The sequence below is a fragment of the Aeromonas sp. 602396 genome (assembly GCF_049173735.1).
Classification (GTDB): Bacteria; Pseudomonadota; Gammaproteobacteria; order Enterobacterales; family Aeromonadaceae; genus Aeromonas; species Aeromonas veronii_A.
In genome coordinates this window covers 74,121-94,569 of sequence record NZ_JAAKSD010000006.1, presented here as the reverse complement: position 1 = coordinate 94,569, position 20,449 = coordinate 74,121, and the positions used below count along the sequence as shown (strand labels likewise).

Here is a 20,449-nt window from a genome sequence, read left to right as displayed (position 1 = left end):
CTTTTCTGCATCTGTACTGCAATCAATCAGCCAGCGCCGGATCCAGACCGATGACAGGGAAGTGCGGGCAATTCCCTGCTGTTTATGTGAATTCCTGTTCGAACCCCAAGAGGCAAATGTGGCATAATGCTCCGTCCTGTGGCCCTTGGCGGGGCTGCGCTGGCGCACCTTGTCGCCCTTTTCTTCCCCGTCCGGCCTGGCGGTCTTTCATAACTGCCAGTCATCGCTGCCCCTGTTGGCACCGAGGCCACCCATATTTGCGGCTTCTTGTCATTCTCTCTACAAGACCGCCCATTGACCAAGACGGCTCCACAGAGCCTCTGCTCTGTTTGCAAATAAAAGGGGTAAGTATGTCTTCCATTCGTCTGACCCAATACAGCCACGGCGCTGGCTGCGGCTGCAAAATCTCTCCCAAGGTACTCGACACCATCCTCAAGAGCCAGATCCCGGGCTTCAACGACCCGACCCTGATCGTTGGCAACAGCAGCAAGGATGACGCGGCCGTGGTCGATATCGGCAACGGTCAGGGCATTGTCTCCACCACCGACTTCTTCATGCCCATCGTCGATGACCCCTTCACCTTTGGCCGCATCGCCGCCACCAACGCCATCAGCGATATCTACGCCATGGGCGGCAAGCCTATCGTTGCCATCGCCATCCTCGGCTGGCCCATCAATACCCTGGCGCCGGAAGTGGCCCAGCAGGTGATCGACGGCGGCCGTCAGGTATGCCACGAAGCGGGCATTTCGCTAGCCGGTGGCCACAGCATCGATGCCCCCGAGCCCATCTTCGGCCTCGCGGTCACCGGTATCGTGCCCCTGGACGCCATCAAGCAGAACGACACTGCCAAGGTGGGTGACACCCTCTATCTGACCAAGCCTCTTGGTATCGGTATCCTCACCACCGCCCAGAAGAAGGGCAAGCTGAAGCCGGAACACGAGCAACTGGCCCCCAACGCCATGTGCACCCTCAACAAGATCGGTCAGCGTTTTGCCGAGCTGCCGGGTGTCCACGCCATGACCGACGTGACCGGTTTTGGTCTGGCGGGCCATCTGCTGGAGATGTGCGAAGGATCCAATGTCAGCGCCCGCCTCGACTTCAAGGCACTGCCGCTGCTGGATGAGGTGGATTACTACCTCGCCGAGGGCTGCGTACCGGGCGGGACCCTGCGCAACCACGACTCCTACGGCCACAAGCTCGATGCCATGGACGATCGCACCCGTAACATCATGTGCGATCCGCAAACCAGTGGCGGCCTGCTGGTCGCAGTGGGTAAAGAGAGCGAAGCCGAGCTGCTCGCCATCGCGCACGAAGCTGGCCTTGCGCTCTCGCCCATCGGCCAGATCAAGCCCCTTGAGGGCTCCCGCTTTATCGAGATTGTCCAATGAGTGAATTGCCACTGGCCACGGACTACGCCGAACTCTTTTTGGACGATGTGCCGTTGATTGATGTGCGCGCCCCCATCGAGTTCAAGGAGGGGGCCTTCCCCTGCTCGACCAATCTGCCCTTGATGACAGACGATGAGCGCGCCCAGGTGGGGACCTGCTTCAAGAAGCAGGGTCAGGCCGCCGCCATTGAGCTTGGACACAAGCTGGTGGGGGGAGCAGTACGTGCCGAACGACTCGAAGGCTGGCTGGCGCAGTTGCGCCAGCAGCCCGATGCCGTGCTCTACTGCTTTCGCGGCGGCCTGCGCTCGCAAACCGTACAACAGTGGCTGGCTGATGCGGGGGTGACTCGCCCCCGCGTCGCCGGAGGCTACAAGGAGCTGCGCCGTTTCCTGATCGACACCCAGGACAAGGCCTCTGCCGAGTGTCGCTGGACTGTGCTGACCGGCATGACCGGCTCCGGCAAGACCCATATGTTGGACCACGTAGCTCAGGCGCTCGATCTGGAAGGACACGCCCATCACAGGGGCTCCTCCTTCGGTCAACTGCCCGGCGGCCAGCCCAGCAACATCAACTTTGAAAACAACCTCGCCATCGAGCTGCTTAAACGCCGCCATCGCGGCGAGCAGACCTTCGTGGTCGAGGATGAGAGCCGCCTGATTGGCCGTTGCTGCCTGCCTCTCTCCCTCCATGAAGCCATGAGTCAGGCACCGCTGGTGGTGGTGGATGTTCCGCAGATCGATCGGGCCGAGCAGATCCGTGAAGATTACGTGCACGATCTCTGGCTGCGCTATCAAGCCATGTATGGCCAGGAAGCCGGCTGGCCGCTGTTTGCCGCCTACCTCACCGATGCGCTGGCCCGTCTCAAGCGCCGTCTTGGCGATCAGGCCCACCGCGAGCTGGATGCCCTGATGCAGACCGCTCTCACCGAGCAGGAAAAGAGCGGTGATACCGCGCTGCATCTGGCCTGGATCACGTTGCTGCTGACCCGCTACTACGACCCCATGTATCTCTATCAGCTTGGCAACAAGCAGGAGCGCATCGTGTTTCGCGGTGACAAGCAGGCCTGTCTCGACTATTTCGCCGAGCAGCATGCCAGCGCGCTGCGCGGCTGACCCATCCCAAGAGAGGAACTCTATGTTGAAATTCGAGGTGATCCCGGTCACCCAGTTCGCCCAGAACTGCTCCCTCATCTGGTGTGACGAGACCCATCAGGCGGCCCTGATCGATCCGGGCGGCGAAGCGGACAAACTGCTGGCGGCCATCGCCAAGCGTGGCCTGACCCTGACCCACATCCTGCTCACTCACGGTCATCTGGATCATGTGGGTGCCGCCGCCGAGCTGCGGGAAAAAACCGGCGTCGCCATCACCGGCCCCCACAAGGAGGACGCCTTCTGGCTCGACATGCTGCCCCAGCAGAGCCAGATGTTCGGCTTCGCCCATACCCCCGCGTTCACACCGGATCGCTGGCTTGAGCAGGGTGACAAGGTGCAGCTTGGCCAGTGCGAGCTGAACGTTTACTTCTGCCCCGGCCACACCCCGGGCCATATCGTGCTGCTCTCCCAAGCCGAGCAGCTCGCCTGGGTTGGCGATGTGCTGTTTGCCGGCAGCATCGGCCGCACCGACTTCCCCCGTGGCGATCACGGGACGCTGATTAAGTCGATCACCGAGACCCTGCTGCCCCTTGGCGATGAGATCGTCTTTATCCCGGGCCATGGCCCCAGCTCAACCTTCGGCCGCGAGAAGGCGAGCAACCCCTACCTGACCCAGCCTATCTGGTGATCAAAAATGGCAGCGGTGTTAGCCGCTGCCTTTTCTTCTCTGCTCTCTTTTTCACTCTCGACTCCTGCCATCCGGCCAGCCACGTCCCACCAGCGTTTCCCATTTCGGCATGCCCATTTGTCTCTTTCGCCCAATAAAAATCCCCACCCGAGGGTGAGGATTGATTTATAGGTGCAACCGTCTGGTGGCTTATTGTGCCAGCAGGTGACCTACCAGCTCATGACGCCACCCTTGCAGCAGCATCGGCTTGTCGCTGCGAGCCCGCTCTTCGTCGTTCATCCGCCAGCTCCAGGTGAAGTACTGGTGAATGATCTTCTTGCTGGCAATCAGCTCGGGCGGAATATTGCTCGCCTTGGCCTTCTCTTCCACCATGGCCTTGATGCGCTTGAGCTCGGCCTTGTACTGGGGAAAGTCCACGAGCCGGCGAATGGGCTCGGGCCAGCTGTCAGGATCGCTCTGCTGCGCCTTGGCGACAATATCGAGCATCCGCTTGCCGTGGATCTTGATCTCGATGGGCGAGAGGCCGAGCTCGTTGAGATCCCGCAGGGAGGCAGGACGACGCTCCGCCACCTTGAACAGGTGCAGCTCTTTCACCACAAAATTGAGGGCCAGATCCCGGCGCACCGCCTCTTGCTGGCGCCAGGCGGCCAGCTCGCGCAGAATGGCGAGCTCGCGGCGACCCAGTTGCCAGGCGTTGACGATGTCAAGATATGCCTGACGGGGATCGCTACCCTGGGTCTTGCGGGCGGAGTGGTTCTGGCACTCCTGCTCGAACCAGGCAAACTTGCCGCTTTCCCGCAGTTTGGCCATCACCTTCTCGTAGAGCGGCATCAGGTAGAAGACATCCGCCGCCGCGTATTCGAGCTGACGCGGTGTAAGCGGGCGTGCCAGCCAGTCGGTGCGCGCCTGATCTTTTTCCAGCTCGACCCCGAGGAATTCATTCACCAGCGCACCAAAGCCGACCGAAACGCCGTAACCGAGAAAGGCGGTAGCAAGCTGGGTGTCGTGCATCTGGTTGGGCAGGTGGCCAGCCTGATGCTGGATAAGCTCCAGATCTTCGCCAGAGGCGTGCAGGATGGCGATCTGCCCTTCCCTGCCCAGTCGTTGCCAGAGGGCGGAGAGATCCAGGGTAAGCGGATCCAGCAGCGCCAGATGCTCGCCGTCATAGATCTGGAACAGGCCAAGCTGGGGATAGTAGGTACGGGTGCGAACGAATTCAGTATCGATAGCCAGGGGAACGTCGGCCAGAGAAGCGAGATACTGCTCAAGTTCGTCTTGCTGAGTGATAAGTTGATAGTGCATCTGTGCCTGCGCGGTTGATCAGGGCCAAAAAGAAAAAACCGTGGGATGACCCACGGTTTTGCATAACGACGGTGCTGGTTTGCAGAGGCTTCTGCAGCCACAGTCCGGTTATTGCTTGGCAATCTCCTCGTCGCGCAGTACGCGGCGCAGGATCTTGCCCACATTGGTCTTGGGAAGTTCGTCACGAAATTCTACCAGTTTCGGCACCTTATAGGCAGTCAGATGTTTACGGCAGTGGGCAATAATCTCGTCCTCCTGCAATTTTGCATCTTTCTTGACCACAAAGATCTTCACCAGCTCGCCGGAGACCTTGTGCGGCACGCCGACAGCGGCCACTTCCAGCACTTTCGGGTGCAGGGCAACGACATCTTCGATCTCGTTCGGGTAGACATTGAAACCGGAGACCAGGATCATGTCCTTCTTGCGGTCAACGATCTTGAAGAAGCCCTGCTCGTCGCAGACGGCGATATCACCGGTACAGAGCCAGCCATCCTGCATCACTTCGGCGGTCGCCTCCGGGCGCTGCCAGTAGCCCACCATCACCTGCGGGCCGCGCACCTGCATTTCGCCCGGGGTGCCGAGGGCGTGGATCACCTGACCGTTGTCATCCACCAGCCGGATCTCGGTAGAGCAGACCGGCAGACCAATGGAGCCGTTGTAGTCGGTCAGATCGTAGGGGCAGACGCTCACCAGCGGTGAGCACTCGGTCAAGCCATAGCCTTCCAGCAACGGGGTATCGGTCAGCGTCTTCCACTTCTCCGCAACCGCGCGCTGCACCGCCATGCCACCGCCGATGGTCAGCTTGAGCTTGTCAAAGGCGATGCCCTGAAACTCTTCGTTGTTGACCAACGCATTGAACAGGGTGTTAACCCCAGTAATGCAGGTGAAGGGGTACTTCTTGATCTCTTTGACAAAGCCCGGGATGTCGCGCGGGTTGCTGATCAGCAGGTTGTAACCGCCGATACGCATAAAGAGCAGGCAGTTCACGGTCAGGGCGAAGACGTGATAGAGGGGCAATGCGGTAACCACAAACTCCTTGCCACGTTCCAGCATGGGGCCGTAGACACCGAGGCACTGCTCGACGTTGGCAATCATGTTACGATGAGTCAGCATGGCCCCTTTGGAGAGGCCGGTGGTGCCACCGGTGTACTGCAGGAAGGCGAGATCGTCGTTGGTGATCTCCGGCTTGATGTACTGCAGGAAACGCCCCTTGGAGAGGGCCTGACGCATGGTGGTAGCGTGGGGCAGATTGTATTTCGGCACCAGCTTCTTGACGTACTTGACCACGAAGTTGACCAGGGTGCCCTTGGCCAGCCCCAGGTTGTCCCCCATCCGGGTCAGGATAACGTGCTTGATCGGGGTGTCGTAGACCACTTTTTCCAGGGTATGGGCGAAGTTGGAGACGATGACGATGGCTTTGGCACCGGAATCTTTGAGCTGGTGCTCCAGCTCGCGCGGGGTATAGAGCGGGTTGACGTTGACCACTATCATGCCGGCGCGCAGGATGCCGAACACGGCGATGGGATATTGCAGCAGGTTGGGCATCATCACCGCAACCCGATCCCCTTTCTCCAGCTTCAGCTCGTTTTGCAGGTAGGCAGCAAAGGCGCGGGACTGCTCTTCCAGCCGGCGGTAGGTGATGGTTTGGCCCATGTTGACGAAGGCAGGCTGATCGGCAAACTGGGTTACCGAGGACTCGAACATCTCGACCAGGGAGCTGTATTGGTCTGGATTGATCTCGGCGGGGACCCCTTCCGGATAACGTTTCAGCCAGACTTTTTCCACAAACTTCTCCTGCATAACTAGCACCTGTGCGCTCACTGTGTTGCCTCCGTCCCGGTTCACATCCATTTTAATCGGTTGTTTTAAGCTGATGCTCTAATGCCGCACATATTTACACAGCGCAACATCAATTAACAGCAAATTAACAACAGAAAAATGTGAGGGAGAAAACAAACCTGGAATTATTGAAAGCTGGCGATTCTACCGAACTTGACAAAACTTTACGATACAAACGGCCGTATCAACCGAATTTTCCATATGAAAATGGTGGTTTCCACCCAATATGACCCGCTCGATCTGCTGGAAGGCATCCTGACGGGCCTGCCATTGGGCTTCAAGCGCAGCAAAGCCCTGCTCCCCCTGAATCAACAGCACAGGACAACGGATAGCCACCATCAATGCACGAGCCTGTCCTTCGCTCATTCTCAGGGGTGAAAGATCCCGCAAGCGGGGGTCGCTGCGCCAGTACCAGCGCCCTGCCCGCTCTTCAAGCTGCCGTTCACAGATAAGGCGCGCCGCCTGCGGCGTGATATCCGCCACTTTGCAACGGGCGGCGACAGCCTCATCGATGGAAGCAAAGCCGTTGGCACTGCGCTCCCGGGTGCGACTGCGGTTTAAAATCGCACGTCGCAGCTGGGCAGGTACCTCCTCATCGGGCTGACTGAGCGGGCCCAGCCCCTCCAGCATGATCAACCGCTCCACCTGTTCGGGAAACACCCCGGCATAGGCCGAGGCGATCAACGCCCCGAGGGAGTGACCGAGCAGAGTGAAGCGTGACCAGCCCGCCGCCTGCACGATCTGGTAGAGATCGTCCAGCCAGTCGACAAAGACATAAGGGGTGGTCTTGTGATCGGAGTGACCGTGCCCCGGCAGATCGACACAGATGAGGTGAAAATCTCCCAGATGCGGCGCCAGCGGCAAGAAGCTGGCGCTATTGTCGAGCCAGCCATGCAGGGCGATCAGCAGAGGTTTGCCCTGCTGATCATGCTCCGCAGACTGGTTATCCAGCAGGGCTACCCGCCGCCCATCTGCCAAGGTCAGCAGACGTTCGTGCAGAGTGCTTTTGATGCTGTTGATCATGGCAAGCCTTAGCGACGCAGCGGCCGTCTCGGCCAGAAGGGATCATAGAAGGGGTCGTAGAAGTAGGGGTCCATATAACGTACCTCCACCTCCTTGACTGGCGGCCACAGCTTGCTGCCCGTCACATTGAGCACAGAGAAGCGGTACTTGTGCTCGCCAATCTGGCTATCAACCGGTTTGCCTATGGTGCCAAGCACAGTCAGGCTGCGCCCCTTGGCGTAGAGGGTCGGATCGACAAAACCCTTCATGATGGCCAGAAAACGGCCCGGGCTCTGCTCGGTCTGCTCCGGCACACCGTTGGACTTGAGCGGCAGATAGACCACTTCAATAACGCTCTGATCCGCCTTGTTGTGCACCGCAGAGATAACGCCGCTCCAGCGGGCCGGTTTGCCCTCCATTCCGCCAAGGGCGGGTTGATAGGCCACCAGCTGGTTCTCTGGCTCATAGGCCAGCTCCTTGGGGACCGAGCTGCAGGCCCCGAGCAGCAGGGCCAGCGCCCCGACCACCATAGTGCGTTTCATCATGTCGCTTCTGGACTTACACATCATGTCACTCTCCCGTTGCCGGCGTGGCCCGTAGGGGCCATCCGCTCGTGTTACAGCTGATGAGCGGCAAGAGCGACATGAAATCAGCGCTCCTGCCCTTATTCGCGACCCGGCAGTTTTTTCCAGGTCACCTTGTCACGCAAATAGACCGGCGTCGCCTGCTCCACCGGCACCGCCTCCCCCGCCAGCCAGGCGGCGCGGGCCAGCGGCAACATATCTTCTGCCGCCGGGAAACGCACCTGGCTCACCTCCAGCTCATCGGCCAGACCACTCAGGGTCTCGCCATAGGTCTCAAAACCAGTGCCGACGCAGGTCACTGGGCCCGCCAGCTTGCCACGGACGTCAACCAGTGCCGCGGGCTCGCTCACCACCTCGTCCCCCACCAGCTGCATGCGGCCATCAATCAGCTCATAGCGGCCGAAATAGACCTCGTTCATCCGCGCATCGATGGCGGTCAGCACCTGCTCGGCGCCATCCAGTCGATAGGCGCCTTGCGCCATGGCGGCCAAGGTCGAGATGCCAATCAGCGGCACACCTGCACCAAACGCCAGACCTTGCGCCACACTGATGCCGATCCGCACGCCGGTAAAGGAGCCCGGGCCGCGGCCGAACGCGATGGCATCGAGGTCACTCAAACTTATCCCGGCATCCTCTAACACAGCCTGAACCATGGGCAGGATTTTTCGGGTGTGATCCCGTGGCGCCTCCTCCCAGCGGGAGAACAGCTTGTCACCCACCAGCAAGGCGGCGGAGCAGGCTTCGGTAGCGGTATCAACGGCCAGGATCTTCAACTCGTTCATGCTTTCCAATCTCTATAAAATCAGTCAATTACATAACCGGCAAGCGAGATATGCTCACCCGTTGTTTAAATCTGTTATCTGGCGGCACACTTATTATTCACCGCGTTCAGTGCGATCGAAAAAGCTCCCCAACGTTCCCAACTCCCGGGTACGGGGGATGGCGGGCAGACTCTTGATAAAGGTGGCGCCGTAAGGTTTGTTGACCATTCGGGGATCACAGATCACCAGCACCCCGTGATCAGTGCGATCACGAATAAGCCGCCCCACCCCCTGCTTGAGGGCAATCACCGCCTTGGGCAACTGCAGCTCGGCGAAGGGATCGCCCCCCTTGAGCTTGCAATCATCCACCCGCGCCTTGAGCAGCGGATCATCGGGGCTGGCAAACGGCAGCTTGTCGATGATAACACACGACAACGCCGCCCCTCGCACGTCGATCCCCTCCCAGAAACTGCTGGTCGCCACCAGCACGGCACGGCCATTCTCGACAAACTCCTTGAGCAGCCGCTGCTTGTTGTCCTCCCCCTGCAACAAGACGGTGCGGCCAATCTCCCGGCGCAGCACCTCAGCCACCTGACGCATCACCTGATGGCTGGTGCAGAGGAAGAAACAGCCCCCCGGTGTCTTGTTGATGAGGGGGATCATCAGATTGGCCAGCTGCTCGCCACGGCCAAAGGCGTTGGGTTCCGGCAGATAGCGGGGCACACAGAGCCGCGCCTGCTCGCCATAGTCGAACGGGCTGTCGAGAATAAGCTCGGCGCTGCCTGCCAGCCCCAGCTCGGCCTTGAAGTGATCAAAGCGCATATCCACCGTCAGGGTGGCGGAGGTGAAGACCCAGGCCACTTCCGGTCTTTGCACCTCGGCACTGAATCGCTCGGCCACCGACAGCGGCGTCAGATTGAGGGTGAAATGAAGCCGTGAGCAGTCGTACCAGTAGGAGAAACCGGTCTGGTTGACCGCCAGCACTTCACCCAGGCGGGTGCGCAGTTCACTGATTCGCTCGAAGGCGTGATCCAGCTGCTCGCCACGGCCAAGAGCCAGTTTCAGCACCTCGTAGCAAAGCCCGATGGCATCGTTAAGACGAGCCAAAGCCTGCCCCCAAAGCGGCTGGCGCAGCATGTCGCGGGTATTACCACGACCGCCATCCACCCCGAAGGCGAGCCGCAGATCCTGACTGGCGATGGCAAGCCTGTCCGCCGCCTTGCCGAGCTGGGCCATGTCGTGGGCCTCTGCCCGATAGGCCAGCTGGATATCCTGCGCCAGATCCTGAATCGTTCGGCTGCCTACCGACTTGCCGAAGTAGTTGGTGGCGATCTCCGGCAGCTGGTGCGCCTCGTCAAACACATAGACTTGCGCTTCGGGCACCAACTCACCAAATCCGGTGTCTTTCACCGCCATATCGGCGAAGAAAAGGTGGTGGTTGATCACCACCACCTGGGCGTCCATGGCGCGGCGTCGGGCCACCACCAGATGGCAGTCGTCGTAATAGGGGCAGTCGCGACCGAGGCAGTTGTCGTTGGTGCTGGTGACGTGGGCGAGGATCTCGGCGTTCTCCTGCAATCCCGGAATATCCCCCACATCGCCGTTATCGGTGGCGGTGGACCAGGATTTGACCTTCACCAGATCGTTCAGGATCTCAGGCTTTTGCAGATGGGATTCGCTCAAGAGCCGGTTCATCCGCTCGATGCAGAGATAGTTGCTGCGCCCCTTGAGCAGGGCCACCGGCGGGGTGTAGGAGAGCGCGCCTGTGATGGTCGGGAGATCCCGATAGAAGAGCTGCTCCTGCAGGTTCTTGGAGCCGGTGCTGATCACCACCCGTTTGCCGGATTCCAGCGCAGGCACCAGATAGGCGTAGGTTTTGCCGGTACCGGTCCCCGCCTCCACCAGCAGACGGCCACCACTTTTGATGGCGCGCGCGACCGCTTCGGCCATCTCCAGTTGGGGAGCGCGGGCTTTGAAACCGTCGATATGGCTGGCCAGAGGGCCATCTGGCTTGAACAGGGTCTGGATGGTCAAAAGGGCGTCCCGCAGCAAAAGCGGCCATTATGCCAAAAGCGCGGCAAAAGCGGGACAGATAATCTGCCTAGACAAACAGATCGATCTGATGCTCGGGATCCGGCTTGTGATCAACCTCCTCCGCCTTGGGCTGATCACGCTTGGCGGGCGTGCTATACGCCTGCTGGCGCTGCTGGGAGTCACTGTTGTCAGTGCTGGTCTTGCGCAGCTGGTGCTTTTTGCTGATCTGGTTCACTTCCCGCTTGATCTCTTCGCTGCCGGGCGCGGCGGGCGCCCGGGGCAAAATGGGGAACAACAGGTCCTGGCTGGGCATGATGGCGACTCCTGCAAGGGGTTATTGTCTAGTTATCGGCCAGAAAACCGTTTTCGCCACTTTAATCGATCAAATCACAATTTCGGGTTGCATTTTCTGTCAAGGCAGGTAGTTTAAATCAGGCGTCAATTACGACATCTTATTTTGTAAAGGATTGATTACATGAAGTTCGCCACCCTGAAGACTCATCACCACCATCATCATCCCGAATAGTCTTTCAGGAGGTTGACTGCTGGAAGACACGTTACTGGTGACTTCCAAAAGGACCGCAAGATTCATAAACCCTCGGAAGCCCCCACTTCCGAGGGTTTTTTCGTTTTTGACTAGAAGGAAATCGAGCAATGGAAACACAACGTCTACGTATCGCCATGCAAAAGTCCGGTCGTCTGAGCCAGGACTCCCAAGCCCTGTTCAAGAGCTGTGGCCTGAAAATCAACCTGCGCGAGCAGCGCCTTATCGCCCATGTCGAGAACATGCCCATCGATATCCTGCGGGTGCGTGATGACGACATCCCGGGGCTGGTAATGGAAGGGGTGGTCGATCTTGGCATCATCGGCGAAAACGTGCTGGAAGAGGTGCAGCTTATTCGCGCCTCACAGGGACTGCCTTTCGAGGTCAAAACCCTCAAGCAGCTGGACTTTGGTGGCTGCCGCCTCTCGCTGGCGGTGCCGGAAGATGTGAACTATACAGGGCCAGCTAGCCTTGCCGGCAAACGCATCGCGACCTCCTATCCCGGGCTGCTCAAGCGCTTCTTTGACGAAAAGGGTCTCGGCTTCAAGAGCGTGATGCTGGGCGGCTCGGTGGAAGTGGCACCCCGAGCGGGCTTGGCTGATGCCATCTGCGATCTGGTCTCCACCGGCGCGACCCTGGAAGCCAATGGCCTCAAAGAGGTGGAGGTGATCTACCGCTCCAAGGCGGTACTGGTCCAGGCCCCCAGCCCCTTGTCTGATGCCAAGCAGAAGCTCATCGACAAACTGCTGCCCCGCATTCAGGGGATGCAGCAGGCCCGCGAGAGCAAATACATCATGCTGCACGCCCCCAAAGACAAGCTCGATGCCATCACCGATCTGCTGCCGGGTGCCGAGCGCCCCACCATCATGCAGCTGGCCGGTGACACCAATCAGGTGGCCCTGCACGTTGTCTCCAGCGAGACCCTGTTCTGGGAGACCATGGAGCAGCTCAAGGCTCTGGGTGCCAGCTCCATTCTGGTGCTGCCCATCGAAAAAATGATGGAATAAGGAAGGGATAACATGCAGACCCTGATCTGGAAGACCCTCTCCCCCGCCCAGCAGACCGACGTGCTGACCCGACCGGCCTTGAGTGACGAGGCGGATATCGGCGCCGTGGTGCGAGATATCATCGCCGCGGTGCGCAGCCGTGGCGACGAGGCCTTGCGCGAGCTGAGCCAGCGCTTCGAGCGCGCCCCCCGTGAGCAGCTGCGCGTTAGCGAAGATGAGATTGAAGCTGCCTGCGCGCGGCTGGATGACGACATCAAAAATGCCATCGAAGCGGCGATTGCTAATATTCGCACCTTCCACGCCGCCCAATTGCAGCCAGTAGTACGGGTAGAAACCCAACCCGGGGTAGTATGCGAGCTGCGCACCCAGCCCATCAGTCGGGTCGGCCTCTATGTGCCGGGGGGCAGCGCGCCGCTCCCCTCCACCGTGATGATGCTGGCTATTCCGGCGGCTATCGCCGGTTGCCGTGAAGTGGTGCTCTGCACCCCGTCTCCGGCCAGCGACGAGATCCTGTTTGCCGCCCGCGCCTGCGGGGTCGAGAAGGTGTTCGCCATTGGCGGCGCCCAGGCCATCGCCGCCATGGCTTATGGCACGCAGACGATCCCCAAGGTGGACAAGATCTTCGGCCCGGGCAACGCCTATGTGACCGAAGCCAAGGGGCAGGTATCCCGCGACTGGCGCGGCGCCGCCATCGACATGCCCGCCGGCCCCTCCGAGGTGCTGGTGATTGCCGACGAGAGCGCCAACCCCGCCTTCGTGGCGGCGGATCTGCTCTCCCAGGCCGAGCACGGCCCCGACAGCCAAGTTGTGCTGGTGACCACCTCGCCCCTGCTGGCCGATGCCATCGCAGGGGAAATCAAGAGCCAGCTGGCCAAGTTGAGCCGCCGCGATATCGCCGCCCAGGCGCTCGGCAGCAGTCTGGTGATCCTCTGTGACGATCTGGCCGAGGCGTGTGCCATCTCCAACGCCTATGCGCCGGAACACCTGATCGTGCAAACCCAAGCGCCTCGTGATCTGCTGGATAAACTCGAGAACGCCGGTTCCATCTTTCTGGGAGCATGGACCCCCGAGTCGGTCGGCGATTACGCCAGCGGCACCAACCACACCTTGCCTACCTATGGCTATGCCCGCACCTGCTCCAGCCTTGGCCTTGCCGATTATCAGCGCCGCTACACGGTGCAGGAGCTGAGCGCCGAAGGTATTCGCGGCCTTGGCCCCATCGTCGAGCGCATTGCTCAGGCCGAGGGGCTTGATGGCCACAAAAATGCCGTCACCCTTAGATTGAACGCCCTGGCCGCCGCGCCCCAACCAACAGCACAGCAGAAGGATTTGTCATGAGCATTGCCAATCTGGCGCGCCGCGTGGTGCGGGCCCTCACCCCTTATCAATCCGCCCGCCGTATCGGTGGCAAGGGCCACGTCTGGCTCAACGCCAACGAGGCGCCGCAGGCCTATCCCTTCACCATCGAGGGGAGTCGCCTCAACCGCTACCCCGAGTGCCAACCGACCGAGGTGGTGAACGGCTATGCCGCCTATGCCGGGGTTAATCCCGATCAGGTGCTGGTGAGCCGCGGCGCCGACGAGGCCATCGAGCTGCTTATTCGCACCTTCTGCGAAGTGGGTGAAGATCAGATCCTCATCTGCCCGCCGACTTACGGCATGTACGCCATCAGCGCCGAGACCTGCGGCGTCGGTATCGTCGAGCAGCCGCTGACCGCCAGCCGCCAGCCTGACTGGCCCGCCATCGCCGATCGCCTCAGTGACGTGAAACTGGTGTTCCTCTGCTCCCCCAACAACCCCACCGGGGATCTGGTGGGTCGCGACGGTCTCATCGCTTTGCTGGAGAAAGCCCGGGATCGCGCCATCGTGGTGGTGGACGAAGCCTATATCGAGTTCTGCCCCGAGGCTTCCGTGGTGGACCTGCTGGCCCGCTTCCCCAATCTGGTGGTGACCCGCACCCTCTCCAAGGCTTTTGCCCTGGCGGGGATCCGCTGCGGCTTTACGCTGGCAAGTCCCGAGGTGATCGCCATGCTGGCCAAGGTGATCGCCCCCTACCCCATCCCCGAGCCCATCGCCCAGATCGCGGCGCAGGCCCTCTCCCCCATGGGGCTGGAGTTGATGTGCGAGCGAGTAATAGAGCTCAACAAGCAAAAAGCCGCCTTCAAGGTAGAGCTGGCAACGCTTGCCTGCGTGAAGGAAGTATTCGAAGACAAGGGCAACTTCGTGCTGGTGCGCTTTGTGGATGGCGCCGCCGTCTTTGCCGCCATGAAGGCCGCCGGCATCATACTGCGGGATTTCTCGACCAAACCCGGCCTTGATAACAGCATTCGCGTCACCATCGGCTATCAGGGCGAGATGGATGCCGTGCTGGCGGTACTGCGTGATCTGCCCTCTCCCACTTTGTAAGACAAGGATGTAGCGATGAAGACCCCGTTTTTGTTTATCGACCGCGACGGCACCCTGATTGAAGAGCCGGTGACCGACAAGCAGGTGGATAGCCTCGCCAAGCTGCGCTTCGAACCCATGGTCATTCCGGTGCTGCGCGAGTTGCAGACCGCCGGCTACGTGCTGGTGATGGTGACCAATCAGGACGGGCTGGGCACCGCCAGCCTGCCGCTGGAGAACTTCCAGCCTCCCCACGACCTGATGATGCACCTGTTTGAATCGCAAGGGGTGAAGTGGGAACAGGTGCTGATCTGCCCGCACTTCCCCACCGACGGCTGCAGCTGCCGCAAGCCCCACCTCGGGCTGGTGAAGGAGTATCTCGCGTCCGGTCGCATCGACTTTGCCAACTCCTTCGTGATTGGCGATCGGCAGACCGATCTGCAGCTTGCCGAGAACATGGGCATTGGCAGTATTCGCTACCACCCGCAGGATCACAACTGGCCCGCCATCCGTGATCAGCTGTTGTCCAAGGGGCGTGTGGCCGAGGTTGAGCGTTACACCAAGGAGACCCGTATTCAGGTGACGCTGGATTTGGACCCTTCCGCCACAAACAAGAGCGGCGGCAACCAGATCGCCACCGGTATCGGCTTCTTTGATCACATGCTGGATCAGATCGCCACCCACGCCGGTTTCCAGCTCAAGCTGAACGTCAGCGGTGATCTGCATATTGACGATCACCACACGGTAGAGGATGTGGGGCTGGCCCTCGGCCAGGCGCTGCGTCAGGCCCTTGGCAACAAGCGCGGCATCGGCCGTTTCGGCTTTGTGCTGGCGATGGACGAGGTGCAAGCGGTGATCGATGCGCGCCCGCTGACCGAGCAGGAGGTGAGCACCGCGCTGGATCTCAGCGGCCGCCCCTACTTCGTGTTTGACTGCCCGAGCGGCTTTGGCCGCGACAATGTGGGCGAGATGGCCACCGAGATGGTGCCCCACTTCTTCCGCTCGCTGTCGGATGCCATGGCCATCACATTGCAGATGAAGGTGGGCAGCGGCAACACCCACCATCAGGTGGAGGCGCTGTTCAAAGGCTTTGGCCGTGCCCTGCGTCAGGCCATTCGGGTGGAAGGGAGCGAGCTTCCCTCCAGCAAGGGAGTGCTGTGATGGATGTAAGCAAGCAGAAGCTGGTCATTATCGATACCGGCTGCGCTAACCTGGCCTCGGTCAGAATGGCGTTCGAGCGCCTCGGCATGCAGCCGCTGGTCTCAAGCGTGGCGGCCGATATCGAGCAGGCGGACAAGCTGATCCTGCCCGGTGTCGGCACCGCGGTGGCCGCCATGAAGAACCTCAATGAGCGGGGGCTGGTACCCCTTATTCGCGCCGCCAAGCAGCCGCTGCTGGGCTTTTGCCTCGGCATGCAGATGCTGGCGGAGGCCTCCGAAGAGAGCATGGGTACGAATGACTCGTCAGAGCGGCTTATCGACTGCCTTGGCATAGTGCCGGGCAAGATCCGGCTGATGGAGGTGGGCACCTTACACCAGTCAAGCATGCGCCTGCCCCATATGGGCTGGAACCAGATTGAGCATGACGAGACCCATCCTCTGCTCAAGGGGATCCCGAGCGGCAGCTACTTCTACTTCGTTCACTCCTATGCGCTGGAAGTGACCGAAGCGACGCTGGCGACCTGCGACTACGGCAAGCCTTTTACCGCGATTGTCGCCCGTGACAACTTCTTTGGCGCCCAATTCCACCCGGAGCGCTCAGGCGCAGCCGGTGCCCGTTTGCTGCAAAATTTTCTGGAGCTATGAATGATCATTCCCGCAATTGACCTTATCAACGGTCAGGTGGTTCGCCTCTATCAGGGGGACTACGAGCAGAAGACCGAATACAGCAGCAGCCCGCAGGCCCGCTTCGACGAATATGTCTCCCAGGGGGCGGTGCAGCTCCATCTGGTGGATCTGGACGGTGCCAAAGATGCCAAGGCGCGCCAGCTGCCCCTGCTGACTCAACTGCTGTCGGCCACCGAGGCGCCGGTGCAAGTCGGCGGAGGCGTGCGCACCGAACAGGATGTGGCGGATCTGCTGGCCGCCGGTGCCAGCCGGGTGGTGATTGGCTCCACCGCCGTCAAATCCCCGGATCTGGTGGCAAGCTGGATGGAAAAATATGGTCCCGAGCAGATCGTGCTGGCGCTGGACGTCAATATCGATGAGCAGGGCAATCGCCATATCGCTGTGGCGGGCTGGCAGGAGAACAGCGGTGTGACCATCGAGGCGCTGATCGAGCGTTTCCTTCCCGCCGGGCTCAAGCATGTGCTCTGCACCGACATCAGCCGTGACGGCACCCTGGCTGGCACCAACGTCGATCTTTATCGGGATCTCTGCGCCCGCTACCCGAGCGTCGCTTTTCAGGCTTCCGGTGGCATTGGCGGCATAGAAGACATCGAGGCGCTCAAGGGCTCCGGCGTCAAGGGGATAATCCTTGGCCGCGCCCTGCTGGAGGGCAAATTCTCGGTAGGTGACGCCATCGCCTGCTGGCAAGCCCCCGCAGCCGATACCACAGGAGGCAACTGATGCTGGCAAGACGCATTATCCCCTGCCTCGATGTGAAAGATGGCGTGGTGGTCAAGGGGGTGCAATTTCGCAACCACGAGGTGATGGGCGGCATTGTCGAACTGGCACGCCGCTACGCCGAAGAGGGTGCTGACGAGCTGGTGTTTTATGACATCACCGCCTCCAGCGATGCCCGGGTAGTGGACAAGAGCTGGGTGAGCCGGGTAGCGGAGGTGATCGATATCCCCTTCTGCGTCGCCGGTGGCATCAAAAGCGTGGAGGATGCCCGCCAGATCCTCGAATTTGGCGCCGACAAGGTCTCCATCAACTCTCCTGCGCTGGCCGATCCGACCCTTATCAGCCGACTGGCCGAGCGCTTTGGCGTGCAGTGCGTGGTGGTGGGCATTGACTCCTACTTCGACGCCGACACGGGCCACTATCAGGTCAAACAGTTTACCGGCGACGAGAGTCGCACCCGCACCACCGCCTGGCACACCCTCGACTGGGTGCAGGAGGTGCAAAAACGCGGCGCAGGCGAAATCGTGCTGAACGTGATGAATCAGGACGGCATGCGTCAGGGTTATGATCTCGACCAGCTCCAACTGGTGCGCAGCGTCTGCAAGGTGCCGCTGATTGCCTCCGGCGGCGCCGGTGCCATGGCACACTTTCGCGATGCCTTCACCCTCGCCGATGTGGACGGGGCGCTGGCCGCCTCTGTGTTCCACAAGGGCCTTATCCCCATTCCCGAATTGAAACGCTGGCTGAAAACCGAAGGAGTCGCCATCCGTGAATAATCAAGAGATTGCAAACCAGATCCCGCTCGTGGAGCAGCTCGACTGGGAAAAGTGTGACGGCATGATCCCCGCCATCGTCCAGCACGCCGCCAGCGGCGAGGTGCTGATGCAGGGCTTTATGACCCGCGAAGCGTTGGAAAAAACCCAGACCACAGGTCAGGTCACCTTCTTTAGCCGCAGCAAACAGCGGCTCTGGACCAAGGGTGAAAGCTCGGGCAATGTGCTCCAACTTGTGGCCATCAGCACCGACTGCGATCAGGACTCCCTGCTGATCGCCGCCAACCCCGTCGGCCCCACCTGCCACAAGGGCACTACCTCCTGCTTCCATGGTCATCCACTGCCACCGCTCGGTTTTCTGGCAGAGCTGGAACAGGTGCTGGCCGCCCGCAAAGGGGCCGATCCGGCCACCAGCTACACCGCCAGCCTCTACGGCAAAGGCACCAAGCGCATCGCCCAGAAGGTAGGCGAAGAAGGAGTGGAAGTGGCACTGGCCGCCATGGCCAAGGATCGGGAGGAGCTCATCAACGAATCCGCCGATCTGCTCTACCACCTGACTGTGCTGCTGCAAAACGAAGGGCTGGGATTACAGGATGTCGTTCAGCGACTTTACGAGCGGCATAATAAATAAGTTGATAGTAAAGCCGGGTTATCCCGGCTTTATTTAGTCAAGATGCACGGCTAGCTCAACTAAATTTTTATACGTTGTTAAGCGTCGCTCCAATAGTGACAGTTCCTTTTCTGCCAAAATAGTATTTTCTTCTACAGTCAAATTCCGCATACGCCTAACACAATCTATTGTTAACGAGATAAAACGAGATGAATATTCATCATCTAAAGTCGGCTTCAATAGCCCCTCATAAGACATGACTAAAATGTTTCTCAAGGAAACCATATATTCACTATCTTTAAATGGATTTGCATATCGTTCACCATCGACATACTTAATATAACTTCCTATAGTACTCCCTGCTTTTATAAAACATTGAAAATGTTGTTCTTCATACTCACTTGTCAGACTATTAAAACCTTTCAAAGTAGGATGGTTATCTGTCTTAGGCATTTTGCCATCCGCTACAGCGCGATAATCTTCATTATTTTTCTCGCATAGAGAGAATAGGTAAACAAGAAAAATCAGATTTAATGTGCAACCTTGGTAATTTACGATGGACGCGATCGTTCGATCCAACACTTGCTCTGTTTTTCTTAAGCTCAATGAAAAATGATCACAAACAGCAGTTAATACATTTACCAACACTTGGCTATTAGTGATCTCAGGCCATACAGTGACATGCTCAAAATGCAATTTTTTATCTACAACTGCCTGCTTAATAAACTCTCGCCGAGAGATACTGCCTAACGTAAATCGTCTATGAAAAAATCGGCCAAGATAACTTTCTGCATCAAAACCATCGCCATAAATTACCTTGATAGCATGCTGTAACTGCTCGGTATCGGTTGCAAGTACAAACACCACGCCGGGAATATCAAAAATATGTTTGATGGTCTCCAGCATTTCTACCGCATAGGAGGGGCGACAGCGATCCAGCTCATCAATCAGAATAAAGGCGGGATAATCCAATCGACCTTGGCCATCCAATTGGTCTAAGTTTGCTGAAACCGCAGCTTCAACCCATTGCCGAATTTCTTGTTTAAGATACTGGATAGATTCATAACGCTCTTTGTGATTGCTGCAAAGTGTATCAACCAGCTTATCTGCGTCTTCGCCTTCCACAGAAAAATCACCATCTTCAAGTCCAGCTTTTTTAATAGCAGACTTGAGCACCAATTTTCCGCCCAGCTTGAGCAAACCCAATAGCTTGGGCTTGATGCCATCAGGTATGGAAACCTTATTTCCTGTTGCATCTTTCAATTGATCGATAATCGACGAAATCACCGTCAATAAGGGATCATCGGAAAAGTCCTGCTGCCAGGCGTCGATATAGACAGTGGGATAGTGCGCTTTCAGCTCCATATACCAGCGCTTGATAAACCAGGTTTTACCCGCCCCCCACTCGGCATTGAGGTTGAGCACATAGTTGCGCTGCTTGCCTTCGGCGGCGAGGTAGTTGGTCAGAAATTCGGCATAGCGGGCGCGATCCAGCCGATCTGCGCTCAAACTCTCTTCGCTACCCGCAATGGCCCCCGGCCCGTCCCACTGAACTGCGTCATTCCAATTAAACGGTGCCACTACCATCTCGTATCTCTCCATATTGCGTTGCTGGAGATGATATCAGGGACACCGAGGAAATAGTTTGACTAAAGACCTGTTCGTTACCCTTTTTGCCACTTGGGGAGGTTTATTTAGCTGTTGTTCAACTTCTCTGCCGAGAGCCGATGATAGAGGGTCGATACATGGTGGCAAGCTATCTCAACAACCATGGACTCAACTGATTTCCTTTGATTTGCTCAGAGGTTACAACCATGTGACATAACGCAGAACCTGCGGAAATAAATGAGAAATATGCCGTGAAGAGTGCTTAATTTA

At 58.9% G+C, this 20,449-nt stretch carries 19 protein-coding genes and 1 other annotated feature; of the genes, 11 read left to right on the top strand and 8 right to left on the bottom strand.

Annotated features, from left to right (window positions below; all coding sequences use genetic code 11):
- The first annotated feature begins 350 nt into the window (after positions 1-350).
- Genes selD through G5229_RS09695 form a run of 3 tightly spaced genes read left to right on the top strand, consistent with a single transcriptional unit; the run spans position 351 to position 3,167 of the window.
- Positions 351-1,388: a selenide, water dikinase SelD gene (gene selD / locus G5229_RS09705; protein WP_128815504.1), complete on the top strand. Its 1,038-nt coding sequence runs from the start codon at positions 351-353 to the stop codon at positions 1,386-1,388.
- On the top strand, positions 1,385-2,500 hold the full coding sequence (gene mnmH, locus G5229_RS09700; protein ID WP_167556447.1) for a tRNA 2-selenouridine(34) synthase MnmH: 1,116 nt from the start codon (positions 1,385-1,387) through the stop codon (positions 2,498-2,500). The genes selD and mnmH overlap by 4 nt, the downstream gene beginning before the upstream one ends.
- Positions 2,501-2,522: 22 nt before the next feature.
- Entirely contained in the window at positions 2,523-3,167 is a 645-nt protein-coding gene (locus tag G5229_RS09695) for an MBL fold metallo-hydrolase (RefSeq protein WP_421209023.1), read from the top strand.
- Positions 3,168-3,356: 189 nt separating this feature from the next.
- On the opposite strand, the gene rnd is transcribed toward G5229_RS09695, so the two are convergent.
- From rnd to G5229_RS09660, 7 genes are all read right to left on the bottom strand, one after another.
- Complete coding sequence (gene rnd, locus G5229_RS09690; protein ID WP_058059758.1) at positions 3,357-4,469, bottom strand: ribonuclease D; 1,113 nt, start codon at positions 4,467-4,469, stop codon at positions 3,357-3,359.
- A gap of 108 nt (positions 4,470-4,577) precedes the next feature.
- A complete protein-coding gene (fadD, locus tag G5229_RS09685) occupies positions 4,578-6,254 on the bottom strand; it encodes a long-chain-fatty-acid--CoA ligase FadD (RefSeq protein ID WP_085942148.1) in 1,677 nt (558 codons plus the stop codon).
- Positions 6,255-6,452: 198 nt separating this feature from the next.
- Positions 6,453-7,331: an alpha/beta fold hydrolase gene (locus G5229_RS09680; RefSeq protein WP_265783315.1), complete on the bottom strand. Its 879-nt coding sequence runs from the start codon at positions 7,329-7,331 to the stop codon at positions 6,453-6,455.
- An 8-nt stretch (positions 7,332-7,339) separates the two neighbouring features.
- Positions 7,340-7,855 carry a Slp family lipoprotein gene (locus G5229_RS09675; protein WP_021230054.1) on the bottom strand — a complete coding sequence of 172 codons (516 nt, stop codon included), beginning with the start codon at positions 7,853-7,855 and terminating at the stop codon, positions 7,340-7,342.
- Between the two features lie 119 nt (positions 7,856-7,974).
- Positions 7,975-8,676 (bottom strand): tRNA (adenosine(37)-N6)-threonylcarbamoyltransferase complex dimerization subunit type 1 TsaB, encoded by a 702-nt coding sequence (gene tsaB, locus G5229_RS09670; RefSeq protein WP_338454717.1) that lies wholly within the window; start codon positions 8,674-8,676, stop codon positions 7,975-7,977.
- A gap of 93 nt (positions 8,677-8,769) precedes the next feature.
- Entirely contained in the window at positions 8,770-10,689 is a 1,920-nt protein-coding gene (locus G5229_RS09665; protein ID WP_139461532.1) for an ATP-dependent DNA helicase, read from the bottom strand.
- A gap of 67 nt (positions 10,690-10,756) precedes the next feature.
- Entirely contained in the window at positions 10,757-11,002 is a 246-nt protein-coding gene (locus tag G5229_RS09660) for a hypothetical protein (protein ID WP_216978817.1), read from the bottom strand.
- A 188-nt stretch (positions 11,003-11,190) separates the two neighbouring features.
- Positions 11,191-11,315: a sequence feature (His leader region), on the top strand.
- 28 nt (positions 11,316-11,343) lie between these two features.
- Here G5229_RS09660 and hisG point away from each other — a divergent pair.
- The 8 genes from hisG to hisIE are packed head-to-tail and all read left to right on the top strand — an operon-like array spanning position 11,344 to position 18,592.
- Positions 11,344-12,240, top strand: a complete 897-nt coding sequence (hisG, locus tag G5229_RS09655) for an ATP phosphoribosyltransferase (protein WP_042056018.1) — start codon at positions 11,344-11,346, stop codon at positions 12,238-12,240.
- Positions 12,241-12,252: 12 nt separating this feature from the next.
- Complete coding sequence (gene hisD, locus G5229_RS09650; RefSeq protein WP_421209022.1) at positions 12,253-13,578, top strand: histidinol dehydrogenase; 1,326 nt, start codon at positions 12,253-12,255, stop codon at positions 13,576-13,578.
- Entirely contained in the window at positions 13,575-14,645 is a 1,071-nt protein-coding gene (gene hisC / locus G5229_RS09645) for a histidinol-phosphate transaminase (protein ID WP_421209021.1), read from the top strand. The genes hisD and hisC overlap by 4 nt, the downstream gene beginning before the upstream one ends.
- Before the next feature lie 15 nt (positions 14,646-14,660).
- Entirely contained in the window at positions 14,661-15,785 is a 1,125-nt protein-coding gene (hisB, locus tag G5229_RS09640) for a bifunctional histidinol-phosphatase/imidazoleglycerol-phosphate dehydratase HisB (RefSeq protein ID WP_371167710.1), read from the top strand.
- Positions 15,785-16,429, top strand: a complete 645-nt coding sequence (hisH, locus tag G5229_RS09635; RefSeq protein ID WP_421209020.1) for an imidazole glycerol phosphate synthase subunit HisH — start codon at positions 15,785-15,787, stop codon at positions 16,427-16,429. The genes hisB and hisH overlap by 1 nt, the downstream gene beginning before the upstream one ends.
- Positions 16,430-17,191, top strand: a complete 762-nt coding sequence (hisA, locus tag G5229_RS09630) for a 1-(5-phosphoribosyl)-5-[(5-phosphoribosylamino)methylideneamino]imidazole-4-carboxamide isomerase (protein ID WP_323905429.1) — start codon at positions 16,430-16,432, stop codon at positions 17,189-17,191.
- Positions 17,191-17,964 (top strand): imidazole glycerol phosphate synthase subunit HisF, encoded by a 774-nt coding sequence (hisF, locus tag G5229_RS09625; protein WP_421209019.1) that lies wholly within the window; start codon positions 17,191-17,193, stop codon positions 17,962-17,964. Before hisA ends, hisF begins: the two co-directional genes overlap by 1 nt.
- On the top strand, positions 17,957-18,592 hold the full coding sequence (hisIE, locus tag G5229_RS09620; RefSeq protein WP_421209018.1) for a bifunctional phosphoribosyl-AMP cyclohydrolase/phosphoribosyl-ATP diphosphatase HisIE: 636 nt from the start codon (positions 17,957-17,959) through the stop codon (positions 18,590-18,592). Before hisF ends, hisIE begins: the two co-directional genes overlap by 8 nt.
- Before the next feature lie 33 nt (positions 18,593-18,625).
- On the opposite strand, the gene G5229_RS09615 is transcribed toward hisIE, so the two are convergent.
- Complete coding sequence (locus G5229_RS09615) at positions 18,626-20,158, bottom strand: KAP family P-loop NTPase fold protein (protein WP_421209017.1); 1,533 nt, start codon at positions 20,156-20,158, stop codon at positions 18,626-18,628.
- Positions 20,159-20,449: the final 291 nt, after the last annotated feature.

Excerpts from the sequence above, each read along its gene's own strand:
- selD (WP_128815504.1), top strand. The coding sequence starts at position 351 with ATGTCTTCCATTCGTCTGACCCAATACAGCCACGGCGCTGGCTGCGGC.
- mnmH (WP_167556447.1), top strand. The coding sequence starts at position 1,385 with ATGAGTGAATTGCCACTGGCCACGGACTACGCCGAACTCTTTTTGGAC.
- G5229_RS09695 (WP_421209023.1), top strand. The coding sequence starts at position 2,523 with ATGTTGAAATTCGAGGTGATCCCGGTCACCCAGTTCGCCCAGAACTGC.
- rnd (WP_058059758.1), bottom strand. The coding sequence starts at position 4,469 with ATGCACTATCAACTTATCACTCAGCAAGACGAACTTGAGCAGTATCTC.
- G5229_RS09680 (WP_265783315.1), bottom strand. The coding sequence starts at position 7,331 with ATGATCAACAGCATCAAAAGCACTCTGCACGAACGTCTGCTGACCTTG.
- G5229_RS09675 (WP_021230054.1), bottom strand. The coding sequence starts at position 7,855 with ATGATGAAACGCACTATGGTGGTCGGGGCGCTGGCCCTGCTGCTCGGG.
- tsaB (WP_338454717.1), bottom strand. The coding sequence starts at position 8,676 with ATGAACGAGTTGAAGATCCTGGCCGTTGATACCGCTACCGAAGCCTGC.
- G5229_RS09660 (WP_216978817.1), bottom strand. The coding sequence starts at position 11,002 with ATGCCCAGCCAGGACCTGTTGTTCCCCATTTTGCCCCGGGCGCCCGCC.
- hisG (WP_042056018.1), top strand. The coding sequence starts at position 11,344 with ATGGAAACACAACGTCTACGTATCGCCATGCAAAAGTCCGGTCGTCTG.
- hisD (WP_421209022.1), top strand. The coding sequence starts at position 12,253 with ATGCAGACCCTGATCTGGAAGACCCTCTCCCCCGCCCAGCAGACCGAC.
- hisC (WP_421209021.1), top strand. The coding sequence starts at position 13,575 with ATGAGCATTGCCAATCTGGCGCGCCGCGTGGTGCGGGCCCTCACCCCT.
- hisB (WP_371167710.1), top strand. The coding sequence starts at position 14,661 with ATGAAGACCCCGTTTTTGTTTATCGACCGCGACGGCACCCTGATTGAA.
- hisH (WP_421209020.1), top strand. The coding sequence starts at position 15,785 with ATGGATGTAAGCAAGCAGAAGCTGGTCATTATCGATACCGGCTGCGCT.
- hisA (WP_323905429.1), top strand. The coding sequence starts at position 16,430 with ATGATCATTCCCGCAATTGACCTTATCAACGGTCAGGTGGTTCGCCTC.
- hisF (WP_421209019.1), top strand. The coding sequence starts at position 17,191 with ATGCTGGCAAGACGCATTATCCCCTGCCTCGATGTGAAAGATGGCGTG.
- G5229_RS09615 (WP_421209017.1), bottom strand. The coding sequence starts at position 20,158 with ATGGTAGTGGCACCGTTTAATTGGAATGACGCAGTTCAGTGGGACGGG.